The sequence below is a fragment of the Streptosporangium sp. NPDC048047 genome (genome assembly GCF_040653115.1).
In the GTDB taxonomy this organism is placed as follows: domain Bacteria; phylum Actinomycetota; class Actinomycetes; order Streptosporangiales; family Streptosporangiaceae; genus Streptosporangium.
Genome location: NZ_JBEZNH010000056.1, coordinates 17,638 through 31,969, shown reverse-complemented (window position 1 = coordinate 31,969; position 14,332 = coordinate 17,638). Strand labels below are relative to the sequence as shown.

16 protein-coding genes are annotated in these 14,332 nt (G+C 74.1%); 13 read left to right on the top strand and 3 right to left on the bottom strand.

What is annotated here, in order from left to right:
- Position 1: 1 nt before the first annotated feature.
- Positions 2-775 carry a hypothetical protein gene (locus AB0D67_RS32170; protein ID WP_362944384.1) on the bottom strand — a complete coding sequence of 258 codons (774 nt, stop codon included), beginning with the start codon at positions 773-775 and terminating at the stop codon, positions 2-4.
- 122 nt (positions 776-897) lie between these two features.
- On the opposite strand from AB0D67_RS32170, the gene AB0D67_RS32165 reads away from it, so the two are divergent.
- The 8 genes from AB0D67_RS32165 to AB0D67_RS32130 all read left to right on the top strand — a co-directional run bounded on the left by AB0D67_RS32165 (position 898) and on the right by AB0D67_RS32130 (position 8,210).
- The gene (locus tag AB0D67_RS32165) at positions 898-1,902 is read left to right on the top strand and encodes a MoxR family ATPase (protein ID WP_362944382.1); all 1,005 of its coding nucleotides are present in this window, start codon (positions 898-900) and stop codon (positions 1,900-1,902) included.
- Positions 1,899-2,843 (top strand): DUF58 domain-containing protein, encoded by a 945-nt coding sequence (locus AB0D67_RS32160; RefSeq protein ID WP_362944379.1) that lies wholly within the window; start codon positions 1,899-1,901, stop codon positions 2,841-2,843. The genes AB0D67_RS32165 and AB0D67_RS32160 overlap by 4 nt, the downstream gene beginning before the upstream one ends.
- Positions 2,840-3,787: a VWA domain-containing protein gene (locus AB0D67_RS32155; RefSeq protein ID WP_362944377.1), complete on the top strand. Its 948-nt coding sequence runs from the start codon at positions 2,840-2,842 to the stop codon at positions 3,785-3,787. The genes AB0D67_RS32160 and AB0D67_RS32155 overlap by 4 nt, the downstream gene beginning before the upstream one ends.
- Positions 3,788-3,962: 175 nt before the next feature.
- On the top strand, positions 3,963-4,574 hold the full coding sequence (locus AB0D67_RS32150; protein WP_362944375.1) for a methyltransferase: 612 nt from the start codon (positions 3,963-3,965) through the stop codon (positions 4,572-4,574).
- A gap of 135 nt (positions 4,575-4,709) precedes the next feature.
- Positions 4,710-5,270 carry an RNA methyltransferase gene (locus AB0D67_RS32145; protein ID WP_362944373.1) on the top strand — a complete coding sequence of 187 codons (561 nt, stop codon included), beginning with the start codon at positions 4,710-4,712 and terminating at the stop codon, positions 5,268-5,270.
- A gap of 175 nt (positions 5,271-5,445) precedes the next feature.
- The gene (locus tag AB0D67_RS32140; RefSeq protein WP_362944371.1) at positions 5,446-6,243 is read left to right on the top strand and encodes a glycerophosphodiester phosphodiesterase; all 798 of its coding nucleotides are present in this window, start codon (positions 5,446-5,448) and stop codon (positions 6,241-6,243) included.
- 115 nt (positions 6,244-6,358) lie between these two features.
- On the top strand, positions 6,359-7,720 hold the full coding sequence (locus tag AB0D67_RS32135) for an MFS transporter (protein ID WP_362944369.1): 1,362 nt from the start codon (positions 6,359-6,361) through the stop codon (positions 7,718-7,720).
- Positions 7,721-7,865: 145 nt separating this feature from the next.
- Complete coding sequence (locus AB0D67_RS32130; RefSeq protein WP_179828419.1) at positions 7,866-8,210, top strand: RNA polymerase-binding protein RbpA; 345 nt, start codon at positions 7,866-7,868, stop codon at positions 8,208-8,210.
- Between the two features lie 93 nt (positions 8,211-8,303).
- Here AB0D67_RS32130 and AB0D67_RS32125 read toward each other — a convergent pair whose 3' ends face one another.
- On the bottom strand, positions 8,304-8,951 hold the full coding sequence (locus AB0D67_RS32125) for a class I SAM-dependent methyltransferase (protein WP_362944367.1): 648 nt from the start codon (positions 8,949-8,951) through the stop codon (positions 8,304-8,306).
- A gap of 135 nt (positions 8,952-9,086) precedes the next feature.
- Here AB0D67_RS32125 and AB0D67_RS32120 point away from each other — a divergent pair, with 135 nt between their 5' ends.
- The 4 genes from AB0D67_RS32120 to AB0D67_RS32105 all read left to right on the top strand — a co-directional run bounded on the left by AB0D67_RS32120 (position 9,087) and on the right by AB0D67_RS32105 (position 11,871).
- Entirely contained in the window at positions 9,087-9,623 is a 537-nt protein-coding gene (locus AB0D67_RS32120; protein WP_362944364.1) for a helix-turn-helix domain-containing protein, read from the top strand.
- Between the two features lie 80 nt (positions 9,624-9,703).
- Positions 9,704-10,528 (top strand): isocitrate lyase/phosphoenolpyruvate mutase family protein, encoded by an 825-nt coding sequence (locus AB0D67_RS32115; protein WP_362944362.1) that lies wholly within the window; start codon positions 9,704-9,706, stop codon positions 10,526-10,528.
- Between the two features lie 62 nt (positions 10,529-10,590).
- Positions 10,591-11,253 carry an NAD(P)H-binding protein gene (locus tag AB0D67_RS32110; protein WP_362944360.1) on the top strand — a complete coding sequence of 221 codons (663 nt, stop codon included), beginning with the start codon at positions 10,591-10,593 and terminating at the stop codon, positions 11,251-11,253.
- Between the two features lie 177 nt (positions 11,254-11,430).
- Positions 11,431-11,871 carry a type II toxin-antitoxin system PemK/MazF family toxin gene (locus tag AB0D67_RS32105; protein WP_362944358.1) on the top strand — a complete coding sequence of 147 codons (441 nt, stop codon included), beginning with the start codon at positions 11,431-11,433 and terminating at the stop codon, positions 11,869-11,871.
- Positions 11,872-12,031: 160 nt separating this feature from the next.
- On the opposite strand, the gene AB0D67_RS32100 is transcribed toward AB0D67_RS32105, so the two are convergent.
- A complete protein-coding gene (locus AB0D67_RS32100) occupies positions 12,032-12,946 on the bottom strand; it encodes an NAD(P)/FAD-dependent oxidoreductase (protein WP_362944356.1) in 915 nt (304 codons plus the stop codon).
- A gap of 449 nt (positions 12,947-13,395) precedes the next feature.
- On the opposite strand from AB0D67_RS32100, the gene AB0D67_RS32095 reads away from it, so the two are divergent.
- Positions 13,396-14,151 carry a DUF3152 domain-containing protein gene (locus AB0D67_RS32095; RefSeq protein WP_362944354.1) on the top strand — a complete coding sequence of 252 codons (756 nt, stop codon included), beginning with the start codon at positions 13,396-13,398 and terminating at the stop codon, positions 14,149-14,151.
- Positions 14,152-14,332 lie beyond the last annotated feature (181 nt).

The following is a 14,332-nucleotide window of genomic DNA, read 5'->3' as shown; positions in this document are numbered from 1 at the left end:
TTCAGATGGGGGCGCCGTCGTCCTCGTCGCCCTCTCTCGGGCTCGGGGTGCCCGTGCCGCTCTGCGAGGGGGACGGCGACGGCGACACGGTGGGCCGGTTCGGGTCCGGGGTGCCCGGGACCGGCGGCGGGGTCGGCACGAACACGGTCGCCGGCAGCGGCCTGCGCGGCGCCTGCGTCTCACCGTCGGCGCTCAGCAGCAGCCACGCCGTCACCGCCATCAGCGTCAGCAGGACCGTCAGCGCCACCCCCGCCAGGGTCACCGACCGGCGGGACCCGGTGAGCGGCGGGGCGGGTTTCGGCGGGCCGGGCAGCGCGGGCACGCGGTCGCTCACCCAGTACGGCGCGAAGTCCGGGCCGTGCCGCTCGCCGATCAGCATGCCGCGCACCAGCACCGGCTCCAGGAACCGTTCGGCGCCCTCCCGGGACGGCTCGTACGGCGTGGCCACCCACGGCGCGCTCCCGCCGTTCATCCCGAGGACCCGCGGCGGAGCGTCGGCGGCGAGCGCGGTCCTGCCCCTGGTGGCCCTGGCCACCCACCCCCGTACACCCGAACGGCCGGACGCGGCCTCGCGGATCGCGGTGACGAACCGGTCGCGGGCCGCCGGGTCCAGCGCCGCCCCCCTGGTCAGCACCGCGACCGAGACCGCCCGGCCGTCGGGGCCCTGCCCGAGGTAGACGAGCCCGGCCGGCCCCGCCCACAGGCGGGCTCGAAGGACGAAGGGCCCGAGATGGGGCGGATCACCGTACTGGAGCGGACTGGCCACGACTGCCATGAAAGCACACGCCCGCCGCCGGGCGCGGCCCACGCGGGCCGCGGCACCGGGCCACGCGGAGACCGGGCGAAATACCCCCGCCCAGCCGTGCGGCGCGGGTTTTCATTTGGTGGAATGTCACCATGACCGTCGCCGAAGAACTGCCGCGCGAGATCGACACCGGACTGCTGCGCGAGGCCCTCGCCGAGGTCCGGCGGGTCATCGTGGGCCAGGAGCGCATGGTGGAGCGGCTGCTGGTCGCGCTCCTCGCCCGCGGGCACTGCCTGCTGGAGGGCGTACCGGGTGTCGCCAAGACCCTCGCGGCCTCCACGCTGGCCACCGTGGTGGGCGGTGACTTCGCCCGCATCCAGTTCACCCCGGACCTGGTGCCCAGTGACATCGTCGGGACGCGCGTCTACCACCCCTCCCGGGAGTCCTTCGACGTCGAACTCGGCCCGGTGTTCGTCAACTTCCTGCTCGCCGACGAGATCAACCGCGCCCCCGCCAAGGTGCAGTCCGCGCTGCTGGAGGTGATGGCCGAACGGCAGGTCACCCTCGCCGGCCGGACGCATCCCCTGCCGCGGCCCTTCATCGTGCTGGCCACCCAGAACCCGATCGAGTCCGAGGGTGTCTACCAGCTCCCGGAGGTCCAGCGCGACCGGTTCCTGTTCAAGATCCGCGTCTCCCATCCCAGCGCCCAGGAGGAGCTGGAGATCCTGCACCGCATGAGCGTCACCCCGCCCGCCCCCAAACCGGTCCTGGACCCCGAGCGGCTGACGAGGCTTCAGGCCATGGCCGACCGCGTCTCGGTGCACCAGCTCGTCGCCGACTACGTCGTCCGGCTGGTGATGGCCACCCGCTCACCCTCCGAGTACGGCCTGGCCGACCTGGCCGACAGCATCGAGGTCGGCGTCAGTCCCCGCGCCACCCTCGGCCTGGTCGCGGCCGGACGCGGCCTGGCCCTGCTCCGGGGCCGCGACTACCTGCTGCCCGACGACATCCGCGACGTGGCCGTGGACGTGATGTCCCACCGGCTGATGCTCACCTTCGACGCCCTCGCCGACGGCGTGGACCCCGACGACGTCGTCGGACGCATCCTCACCGCCGTCCCCCCACCCCTGGTCGTCTGGAACCAGCCCGCCCGATGAGCACAGAGAGAACCCTACGGCGACTGGAGCTGACCATCGTGCGGCGGCTGGACGGCCTGCTGCACGGTTCCTACGAGGGGCTCATCCCCGGTCCGGGCAGCGAGGCCGGCGACAGCCGCGTCTACGTCCCCGGTGAGGACGACATCCGTCGTATGGACTGGGCGGTGACCGCCCGCACGGGCGTCCCGCACGTGCGGGATCTGATCGCCGACCGGGAGCTGGAGACCTGGGCGCTGGCCGACCTGTCGCCCAGCATGGACTTCGGCACCGCCGTCATGGAGAAACGCGACCTCGTGGTCGCCGCGATCGGCGCGATCGGGTTCCTGGCCGGGCGGATCGGCGACCGCTTCGGCGCCTACGTCCTGCACGACGAGCACATCCACCGGATGCCCGCCAGGAGCGGCCGCCCCGCCCTCTACGGGCTCCTGCACTCCCTGGCGGAGGCCCCCCGGGGCCGCCCCGTCGCCGGCGCCCCCGATCTCGCCGAAGCGGTCGGGGTGCTCGCCTCGGTACGGCGCCGCCGCGGGCTACGGGTGATCGTCTCCGACTTCCTGGGCGCCGAGCCCGTCCTCGACCCCCGCGTGGAGCCGCCCTGGGAGCGACCGATGCGCCGGCTGGCCGCCCGCCACCAGGTGCTGGCCGTGGAGGTGATCGACCCGCGTGAGCTGGAGCTGCCCGGCGTGGGCCTGGTGAGCCTGGTCGACCCCGAGAGCGGGCGCACCCGCGAGGTCCGGCTCACCGGCGGGCTGCGGGCGGCCTACGCCGAGGCGGCCGCCGCGCAGCGTGCGGCGACCCGCGCGGCGCTGCGCCGCTGCGGCGCGGCGCACCTGGTGCTGCGGACCGACCGCGACTGGCTCCTCGACATCGCCCAGTTCGTCCTGCGGCAGCGGCGCACGGCGCACCTGGCGCACCGGCATCCGACGTCAGGAGTGGCACGGTGACCTTCCTCTCCCCGGCCTGGCTGTGGCTGTTCGCCGCACTGGCGCTGGTCGTGGCGGGCTACGTGGCCGCCCAGTTCGCCCGCCGCCGCCACGCGGTGCGCTTCACCAACCTGCCGCTGCTGGCGCTGGTCGCGCCGGCCGGGCCCGACTGGCGCCGGCACGTCGCCCCCGCGCTGTTCCTGCTGATGATGTCGCTGCTGGTGCTGGGCGCGGCCAGGCCGGCCGACTCGGTGCGGATCCCGCGTGACCGCGCCACCATCATCATCGCGCTGGACGTCTCGCTGTCGATGGAGGCGAGCGACGTCGCGCCCGACCGGATCACCGCCGCCAAGCAGGCCGCGCAGAAGTTCGTCAGGGACCTGCCCGAACGGTTCAACGTCGGGGTGGTCGCCTTCGCCCGTTCCGCGTCGGTCGTGGTCTCCCCCACCACCGACCACCAGGCGGTCAACACCTCCATCGGCAACCTCGGCACCCGGGCCGGGACCGCGATCGGGGAGGCGGTCTTCAACTCGCTCGACTCCGTCCGCTCCTTCGACCAGCAGGCGGTCACCGACCCGCCGCCCGCCGCGATCGTGCTGCTGTCCGACGGCGACAACACCTCCGGCCGTACGGTGGCCGAGGCCGTCGAGGCGGCGGCCTCGGCCCGGATCCCGGTCTCCACGATCGCCTACGGCACGCAGGACGGCACGGTCACGATCGACGGCCGCGACGTCAACGTCCCGGTGAACAAGGCGACCCTGCAGAGCCTGTCGGAGGGCACCGGGGGCCGCGCCTACGAGGCGGAGTCGGGCAGCCAGCTCCGGGAGGTCTACGAGCAGATCGGCACCTCCCTGGGCTACCGGACGGTCGAGCAGGAGGTCACCCAGTGGTTCGTGGTGGCGGCGGCGCTGACCGGCATGGCGGTCGCCGCGGCCTCGATGCTGCTGGGCACGCGGCTGCCTTGACCCGGCCGCGTCACCGGCGGCCCTCCGGCCTCGGGCCCGTCCCCGCAGCCCGTCCTCACCGCCCGTCCCCGTGGCCGGTGCCCGTCGCCCGGACACGGGGCCGCCGGCCGGCCGGGGCGGCCCCGGCGACGCGGCCGCCCCGGCCCGGTCCCGGGCGTTGGTAACGTTCTACGACGTGGCACATTACTTCGAGGAGCGTCCCGAGACCGCCAGCCGTCCCGGCTCGGTCACGCTCGTGCTCCCCGACCTTCACCTGAGGCTGGAGACCGACAGCGGGGTCTTCTCCCCCGAGCGGGTCGACCAGGGCACCCGGATCCTGCTGGAGACCGTGCCGCCTCCCCCGGCCGAGGGCGACCTGCTGGACCTCGGCTGCGGCTACGGCCCGATCGCCCTGACCATGGCCTCCCGCGCGCCCGCCGCGACCGTGTGGGCCGTCGACGTCAACCGCAGGTCCGTCGACCTGTGCGCCAGGAACGCCGAGAGCGCCGGCCTCGGCACGGTGAGGCCGGCGCACGTCGACGAGGTCCCGCCGGAGGTGCGGTTCCGGGCCATCTGGTCCAATCCCGCCATCCGCATCGGCAAGGCCGCGATGCACGAGATGCTGACCCGCTGGCTGTCGCGGCTCACCCCCGACGGCGTCGCCCACCTCGTGGTCCAGAAGCACCTTGGGTCCGACTCGCTGCAGCGCTGGCTGAACGAGCAGGGCTGGCCCGCCACCCGCGCGGCCTCCCGCTCCTCCTACCGGGTCCTCAGGGTCGAGGCCCGCCCCGCGGACCGCGAGGGCTGAGGCCGCCCTGCGGGACGCAGGGCCCCGGCGGGCGCCCTCCCCCGGGCGCCGGCCGTACGTCCCGTTGACGAACGACCCCGGCGGGCCGCGGCGCGCCCGGGTGAACCACGACGAACGAGGAACGGTGAACGAACGATGACCGCGAACCCGCGCAGGCAGCTGCGGCAGACGGACGTCAAGCGGCTCAACCGCACCTGGCGCAGGCACACCGAGGGGAGGCTCGCCCTGATCGTGGAGTCGGTGACCGGCCCGTTCAACATCGGCTCGATCTTCCGTACGGCGGCGGCCTTCGGGGTGGAGCACGTCTGGCTGGCGGGCAACGCCACTCCCCCGACCAACCCCAAGGCGCAGAAGACCGCGCTGGGCACCGACCGCCTGGTCGCGTGGGACGAGCCGGTCCCCGTCCTGGAGGCGGTGCGGGCCGCGAAGGACGACGGTTTCACCGTGGTCGCGGTCGAGCTGACCGGGGACGCGGTGCCGCTGCACGAGGCGAAGCTCGACGGCGACGTGTGCCTGGTGGTGGGCAGTGAGGACCACGGCTGCTCCCCGGCGCTGCTGGAGGCCGCCGACGCCGTCTGCTACATCCCGCAGGTCGGCCGGGTGGGCTCGTTCAACGTGGGGGTGGCGACCGCGATCGCGGTGGCCGAGGCCCGCCGCCGGGAATGGGCCGGGAAGGGCCTGCCCGCCGGGGAATGAGCCCCGCCGCCCACGTGGCGCGGTCCCGCGGAGCCCGGCGCGGGAGGCACGCCGTCGCGGTCCCCCGCGCGGGAGGCACGCCGCCGCGGTGGTCCGCCGTTTCACCGGGGCCACCGCGAACGTTCACCGTCCGCCCCGGTGACGCGCCCCGCCCTCAAGCGGCATACTCCTGCACGTGCAGCGCCGTTACGCCTTCCTCGACCATCCCGGCCCGCTCGCCTTCGCCCACCGGGGCGGGGCGGCCGAGGGCCGGGAGAACAGCCACGCCGCGTTCGCCCGTGCCGTGGAGCTCGGCTACACCTACCTGGAGACCGACGCCCACGCGACCGCCGACGGGGTGCTGCTGGCCTTCCACGACCACACCCTCGACCGGGTCACCGACCGGCGCGGCCGGATCTCCGACCTGCCCTACCGGATGGTCCGGCAGGCGCGGATCGGCGGGACCGAGGAGATCCCGCTCATGGAGGACCTGCTGGGCTCCTGGCCCGGGGCGCGGTTCAACATCGACGTCAAGGAGGTCTCGTCGATCGGGCCGCTGGCCCGGGTGATCCGGCGGACCAACGCCTACGATCGGGTCTGCGTCACCTCCTTCTCCGAGGAGCGGCTGGCCAGGGCCCGTGCCGCGATCGGCCGTGACGTGTGCTCCTCGCTCGGCCCGCTCGGCGTGATGTCGCTGCGCGCCGCCTCCTCCACCACCCGCTACGGCCGGCTGCTGGCCCGCCTGGCCCGCGCCGGGGTGCCGTGCGCCCAGGTCCCGCTGGGCTTCCGCGGCCTGCGGGTCACCACGCCCGCACTGATCCGCACCGCGCACGCCCTGGGCATGCAGATCCACGTGTGGACCGTCAACGACACCGGCGTGATGGACCGCCTGCTCGATCTCGGCGTGGACGGCGTGATGACCGACAACATCTCCGGCCTGCGCCGGGTGCTGGAGGACCGCGGGCAGTGGCATCCGGCGGGCCTGCCCGTCTGACCCCCGCCCGTCCGGCCCGCCCCGCCTCCGCCGGCCCGGCCGGACGACCCGCCCGTCCGCCCGGCCTCCCTCGCTCCTCCAGTCCCAGCCTCCCCCCAGTGAACCGAGGACCGTCATGACCACCGAGAAGGTCACCGAGGACCTTTCCCCGTCCCCGAGCCGCCGGCGCGAGCAACGCGGCTGGTACTTCTACGACTGGGCGAACTCCGCCTTCCCCACCACGGTCCTGACCGTCTTCCTGGGCCCGTACCTGACGACGATCGCCGAGACCGCCGCCGCGGGCCGGCCGTACGTGGACGTGCTCTGGTTCGACGTGCGGCCCAGCGCCTACTACTCCTTCGTGGTGGGCTTCTCGGCGGTCCTGCAGATCTTCCTGATGCCCGTCGCCGGGGCCCTGGCCGACCACACCGGCCGCAAGCGGGAGATCATGGGCCTGTTCGCCTACCTCGGCGCCGCGGCCACCGTCTGCTTCTGGTTCCTGTCGGGTGACCGCTACCTGCTGGGCGGCGCGCTGTACGTGGTGGCCAGCGTCTCGTTCTCAGCGGCGTTCGTCGTCTACAACTCGTTCCTGCCGGAGATCGCCGCGCCGGACGAACGCGACCGGGTCTCCGCCATGGGCTGGGGTTTCGGTTACCTCGGCGGCGGCCTGCTACTCGCCGTCCACCTGGGCCTGTTCCTCTACCACAAGTCCTTCGGCGTGTCGGAGGGCGACGCCGTACGGCTGGCGCTGGCGTCGGCGGGTCTGTGGTGGGGCGGGTTCACGGTCATCCCGATGCTGCGGCTGCGCAACCGGCGCGCGCTCGCCCGGGGCGCCGAGGGGGTGGGCCGGGCCGTCACCGGCACGTTCCGCCAGCTCGGCCGTACGATCGTGGAGCTGCGCCGCTACCCGCTGTCGCTGGCGTTCCTGGTGGCCTACCTGATCTACAACGACGGCGTGCAGACCGTCATCTCCTTCTCGGCCACCTACGCCGACAAGGAGCTCGGGCTGGGCCAGACCGTGCGGATCGGGGCGATCCTGATGGTGCAGTTCGTCGCGTTCGGCGGCGCGCTGCTGCTCGGCCGGCTGGCCGCCTCCTACGGCGCCAAGCGCGTCGTGCTGGGCGCGCTGGTCGCCTGGACCGGCGTGGTGGCCGTGGCGTACTTCCTGCCCAAGGGGGCGGCCCTGCCGTTCTTCGCGCTCGGTTTCGCCATCGCGATCGTGATGGGCGGCACGCAGGCCCTGTCGCGGTCGCTTTTCTCGCACGTGATCCCGGCGGGCAAGGAGGCGGAGTACTACAGCCTGTACGAGATCAGCGACAAGGGCTCGACGTTCCTCGGGTCGTTCACCCTGGGCCTGGCGCTGCAGCTCACCGACAGCTACCGGATCGGCATCGTCTCGCTGGTCGTCTTCTTCATCGTGGGCTTCGTCCTGCTCGCCGCGGTGAACCTGCCCCGGGCGATCCGCGAGGCCGGCAACCAGGTGCCCGAGCGCATCTGAGACATCTTCCCAAAAGCGCATCGCAGACCCGGCAAGGAACGCGCGATTGGATCTCCCCATGTGTGGGAATCCACACACGGTATCAAGCGTTGTACGCCGTGGGAGACAAACCCCTCACGACGGGGCCCTCAGGAGGCATTGAGACATGGGCGAGCGTGCGCTACGCGGTACCCGACTCGGAGCGACCAGCTACGAGAACGACCGCAACACCGATCTGGCTCCGCGCCAGGAGGTGTCCTACATTTGCCCGAAGGGCCATCGATTCGACGTTCCTCTCGCCGCCGAGGCCGAGATCCCGGCGACGTGGGAATGCCGCATGTGCGGTGCGAACGCCCTGCGGGTGGACGGTGAGCTTCCGGAGGCCAAGAAGGCCAAGCCGCCGCGGACGCACTGGGACATGCTGCTGGAGCGTCGCACGATCGAGGACCTTGAGGAGGTGCTCAACGAGCGCCTGGCGATCCTGCGCGCCCAGCGCCGCAAGAGCGCCTGATCCGACGATCTGACGCGAGACCCCCGGCCCACGGCGAGGGCGCCGGGGGTCTCGTGCTGTCCGGAGCCGCCGTCCGGCGGCGGGGCCGCCGGGCTACGGCCGGGTGGCGCGGACGTGGTACAGCAGGTACGGCAGGTCGCCTTCGGACTCCACCTTGAAGCCCGCGTCCTGGACCAGGGCGCCGAGCAGGTCACGGGGGTCGTGACGCATGGCCGGGCCGGACAGCGCGCCGACGAGGCGCCGGGCCAGGGGGCCGGCCGGTGGGCGGAACTCGGCGATGAGCAGCCGCCCGCCCGGCCGCAGCACCCGGAACATCTGCCGCAGCGCTTCGGGCCGGGCCCCGGCGGGGATGTGGTGCACGGCCAGGCTGGAGACGACCAGGTCGAAGGAGCCGTCCGGGAACGGCAGGTCCTGCCCTTCGCCCACGGTGTAGGCGCAGTTGGCCGGGGCCCGCCGGGCGGCGTACCCGATCATCGCGGGCGACGGGTCGAGGCCGGTGACGTGGCCGTCCGGCGTGACGACCGGGGAGAGGATGCGGCTCAGGTAGCCGGTGCCGCAGCCGACGTCCAGGACGCGGTCCCCGGCGCGCGGCCGGGCCGCGGCGGCCACGCGGGTGAAGGCGGCGCGGCGGCCGCCGAGGAACCCGATCGAGCCGAAGAGCTCGTAGGCCCGCGGACGGTCGATGGTCCCGCCCGCGTCGGCGTGCTCCTCATGGTTGTGCAGCAGCTTTCCCAGCCCCATGGCGTAGTCCCTCGATTGCCGAACGATCTGTACGGTTATGAATGATGCGTTCACAAAGGTGGGCGGGTCAACGAACAGATCGGCCGTGTCGTGCCGTACCGAACAGGGGGCGGGGAAATGTCCGGAGACCGGCGGGTGCGGCGGACACGCCGCATGGTGCAGGAGGCGCTGGTGGCGCTGATCCTGGAGAAGGGCTACGAGGCGGTGACCGTCACCGACATCATCGACCGCGCCGACGTGGGCCGTTCCACGTTCTACGCCCACTTCACCGACAAGCAGGACGTGCTGCTCGGCAACCTGGAGGAGCTGGCCTTCCTGCGCCCCGCCCCGGCCGGCGGGACGGGCGGGCTGTTCGCGTTCAGCCTGCCGGTGCTGGAGCACGTGCGCGAGCAGGAGCGGCTCGTACGTGCGCTGCTGGGGCGGCGCGGCGGCGGTCCGGTGCACGCGCGTGCGGAGCGGCTGCTCGCCGATCTCGTCAGGGAGGAGCTCCTCGCCGCGGGCGCGCGGGCGTCGGCCGCGCTCGACCTGCTGGTGGTCTGCGTGACCGGCGCGTTCATGGGACTGCTGCGGGCGTGGGTGGACGGTGACACCGCCGCCTCGCCCGCCGAGCTGGACGCCGCCTTCCGCGCGGCCGTCGAGCCCGGCGTGCGGGCCGTGCTGGACCGGTCGTGACCGCAGGATGGGAATGGCCCGGTCGGATGACACGGAATCGGCTCTCGGGCCAGGCCCCTCCGGCCCTCTAGGGTCGGATCATGACCATCGCCGACGACGCGAAGAACGACCGGCCCTCCCCCGGCGGGGCCGCGGCGCTGCGCGCGCTGCACGTGCCGGGAGACCCTCTGGTGCTGCCCAACGTCTGGGACGCCGCCTCTGCCCGCATCGTGGAGGCGGCGGGGTTCCCGGCCGTCGCCACCGGCAGCGCCGCGGTCGCCCCGGTGCTCGGGTACGACGACGGGGAGGAGGCCCCGGCGGAGGAGATGCTGGCCGCGGTCGCCAGGATCGCCCGCGCGGTGGCCGTCCCGGTCACCGCCGACCTGGAGCGCGGCTACGGCCTGGCGCCCGCGGAGCTGGTGGAACGGCTCGCCGCGACCGGCGCGGCCGGCTGCAACCTGGAGGACTCCGACCCGCGCACCGGCGAGATGGCCGACGCCGCCGAACAGGCCGCCTTCCTGGCGGCGGTCCGCTCCGCCGCCTCCGCCGCGGGCGTGGACCTGGTGATCAACGCGCGGACCGACGTCTACCACCACGGCTCCGGCTCCCCCGCCGAACGGCTCGCCGAGGCCGTACGGCGGGGCCGCGAGTACCTGGCGGCCGGCGCCGACTGCGTCTACCCGATCTTCGCGACCGAGCCCGCCGACATCGGCGCGCTGGTGGAGGGGATCGGCGGCCCGGTCAACGTCCTGTTCCGTCCCGGCACGCCGTCGCTGGCCGAGCTGGCCGGGCTCGGGGTCGCCCGCGTCAGCTTCGGTCCCGGCCTGCACCGGGCCGCGCAGGAGCACACAGCGCGGCTGGTCGCGGCGATCCGGGCCGGGCGCAGCCCCTACGACCCCTACGACCCGGAGTCCTCCGGACGGTGACAGGAGCGTCCTCCGGGGTACGACGAGCCGTATTTCCATGACGTGTGTCCAAGGAGGCTCATATGCGTACGGTCATCGCCGGCGGCCACGGGAAGATCGGGCTGCGGCTGGGGCGGCTGCTCGCCGGCCGGGGAGACGAGGTCGTCAGCCTGATCCGTGATCCGGCGCAGGAGGACGACATCCGCGAGACGGGGGCCGAGCCCGTCGTGTGCGACCTGGAGAAGGCCGGGGTGGAGGAGGTGGCCGCCCTCCTCGCCGGGGCGGACGCCGCGGTGTTCGCCGCCGGGGCCGGGGCGGGCAGCGGCGTGCCGCGCAAGGACACCGTCGACCGGGCGGCCGCGGTCCTGCTGGCCGAGGCCGCCGAGCGCGCCGGGGTCCGCCGCCTCGTCCAGATCTCCTCGATGGGGGCCGGGCAGCCGCCCCAGCCGGGCAGCGACGAGGTCTGGGCGGCGTACATCGACGCGAAGACCGCCGCGGAGAACGACCTGGAGAGGCGCCGCGACCTCGACTGGACGATCCTGCGTCCCGGGACGCTGACCGACGACCCGGGCACCGGCCGGGTCATGCTGTCGCACCCGCCGGTGCCGCACGGGCGGGTGCCGCGTGACGACGTCGCCGCGGTGATCGTGGAGCTGCTCGACTCCCCGGGGCCGCACCGCCACATCGTGGAGCTCGTCGGCGGCGAGGTCCCCGTCGCCGAGGCCGTCCGCGGGCTGGCCTCCTGACCGTCCCGCCCGTTCCGGCACGGTTCCCGCCCGGCCTGTTCCGGCCCGGCCCGTTCCGGACGGACGTGACGCTCCGCGAGGCCGCGCGGCGCGGCCGGTCCCGGCGGTTCCGGCCGTGCCGCCCTCCGCTCCCGCCCCCGGTGATCCCGCCGGGAGCGGGATCAATAAGATGTCCGGATGCGTGATCTCGGTGAGGACCCGCGGCCGGCCCGGGGGGCGGTCCGCGAGGTCTACGGCGTGGACCGGACGGCGACCCTCGACTACTCCCCCGACCTGGACGGCCTGGCCGACCCGGGTGAGATCGTGTGGGCCTGGGTCCCCTACGAGGAGGACCCGGCCCGGGGCAAGGACCGGCCGCTGCTGGTCGTCGGCCGCCACCGGCGCCGCCTGCTGGCGATGATGCTGTCCAGCCACGGCGACGACGACCCCCGCGAGTGGCTGGAACTGGGCGCGGGCCCCTGGGACCGCGACGGCCGGGTCTCCTACCTGCGGCTGGACCGCGTCTTCGCGCTGGACGAGGACGACATCCGCCGCGAGGGGGCCGTCCTCGACTCGGCACGCTTCGCCCTCGTCGCCGCCGCCCTCGGCAGGATCCACGGCTGGTCCGTCGCCCGCTGACACCCGGCCGTTGACGCCCGGCCGCCTCGCCGGCCGGGACGGGGGTGTCGCGGCCGGGTGAACCGGGTGAACCGGGTGAGCACGGGCCGGGATGCGGCGATCCGCCGGGGCGCCCCGGTTCTCCGGGAGGCGGGTGGCGCACGGTCCCGTCCGGGACGGGTCAGGACGCCTCTGCGGGCTCCACCGCCCAGGCCCCGCAGGCGTCGGAGATCATCGTGAAGGCGGCGATCGACCCGGCGGCGGCCGACTCGATCGCGGCCTGGGAGTCGGTGGTGAGGTCTCCGGCGGCGTACAGGCCGGGCACGTCGGTGCGGCGGCACTCGTCGGTCTTGACGTAGCCGTCGCCGCCGAGCACCAGGCCCAGCCGTTCGACGAGGCGTGCGACCAGCGGGACGGGCCGCTGGCCGGGCTGCCACAGCAGCGTCTGCCGCTCGACGAGCGTGCCGTCCTCCAGTTCGACCGCGCGCAGCATGCCGCCGGTGTGGTGGAGCCTGCGGATCCCGCCCTCGACGACCCTGGCCTCGGGGACCGGCTCGGGCAGGGCGCCGTCGGCCAGGACGATCACGTCGTGGCTCCAGGCCGAGAACCCGGCGGCGGCCGTCCTGGCGAAGCCGGGGTCGGAGGTGACCACCCCCCAGGTGCGGCCCCGGTTCTCCCAGCCGACGCAGAACGGGCAGTGGATGACCGTCCTGCCCCAGCACTCGTCGAACCCCTCCACGTCGGGACGGACGTCGATCACCCCGGTGGAGAGGAGGACCTGGCCCGCCCACAGCGGGTCGCGGCGGTCGGACAGGACGGTGAAGCCTCCCGCGGGATCGGGCACCACGTCGGTCACGGTGGCCTCGTACATGTCGGCCATGCCGTACCGCGTCAGATCGGCCCAGGCGCGGTGCCGGTACTCGTCGGGGGTGAGGCCGTCGAGACCGACGATGCCGTGCACTCCCCTGGACGGGGCGTTGCGCGGCGGCCGCCTCGTCTCCAGGACCGCCACCCGGCGCACCGAGCGGCTCAGCGTCATGGCGGCCGTCAGCCCGGCCGGCCCGCCACCGATGATCGCCGCGTCGTAGTGCTGCACGGCGTACTCCTTTCCATCGGATCCGCATCCCGGATCCGCCGTCTCCCTGCCCGTCGGCCTGCACCGGGCTCACCCGCCACACGCCGGCGGAGACCCGCTTCCATGACCGTCCGCCTGGCGTTACCCAGTCAGCCTGGCGGTACCCAGGAACCGGGCCGGGACACCGGGAGGCGGCACGGGGCGCCGGGAGGCGGAACGGGCCGGGAGGCGGGATCCGCCCGGCCGGGCGACGGAGGCGGGCCCTCCGGCAGTCCTCCAGCGGCCGCCCGGCGGACATCCCACGGCCCTCCAGCGACCGCCCGCCGGACATCCGCCGGACATCCGGCGGCCGAGGGTCCCGAGGATCCCGGGAGTCCGTGAGGGCCTCCCGGCTGATCAGTGACGGCCGGAGGTAATAAGGTTTACGGCCTATGTCCAGGAAGGTACAATTTTATGACCGCAGACCCTTTGTGGGCCTCCTCGCCCTCGCCATCTCGGCGACGCTGCTGGCCGGCGGCGCCACCCTGCTGAGCGGTCGCCTTGAACCGGTCTCGGACACGACCGCCACGCCCGAGGCCCTGCCCCCGGCGCCGGTGACCCCCACCCCGCCTCCCGCGCCCACGGCCTCGCCGAGCTCGTCCCCCGGAGCGGAACGCCCCTTCCTGCTGGCCAACGGCCGCCGGCAGCCGCAGCGGATGAAGGTGCCCGCCTCGGCGGGCGGCCGCTACTCCGTCGTGGGCGGCGGGGCCGAGCCGCCTGCGGGCGGCAAGGGACGGGTGATCCGCTACATCGTCGAGGTCGAGCGCGGCCTGCCGTTCGACGGGCGGGAGTTCGCCGAGGCCGTGCACCGTACGCTGAACGACCCTCGGAGCTGGGGTTTCCGGTTCAGGCGCGTGACGCGCGGGCCGGTGGAGATCCGGGTGTCGCTGTCCAGTCCCGGGATGACCGACCGGCAGTGCCGGCCGATGATCACCAACGGCCTGCTGTCCTGCTGGAACGGCAAGCGCGCGGTGATCAACGCCATGCGGTGGAACCAGGGCGTGCGGGGCTACGGGCGCGACGTCGCCACCTACCGGGAGTACGTCGTCAACCACGAGGTGGGCCACGGCCTCGGCCACGGCCACACGCCGTGCCCCGGACGTGGCCGGCGGGCCCCGGTGATGCTCCAGCAGACGAAGTCGCTGTACGGCTGCCGCCCCAACGCCTGGCCCTCCCCCGGCCGCTGACCGGTGGCCGGCCGGCTTCCCCGGGGCGGGGCCGACCGCTCCGGACCCTCCGTCCGGGGCGGCCGGCCCGCATGGGCGCGCCCCGCGAGGGGACCCGCCCGGGCCTCCGGGGATCCGCGGATCCGCGTCGCCTACTCTGGGCGGAGATCACTTCGATCGCTGCCGACACGAGGGGACGAGG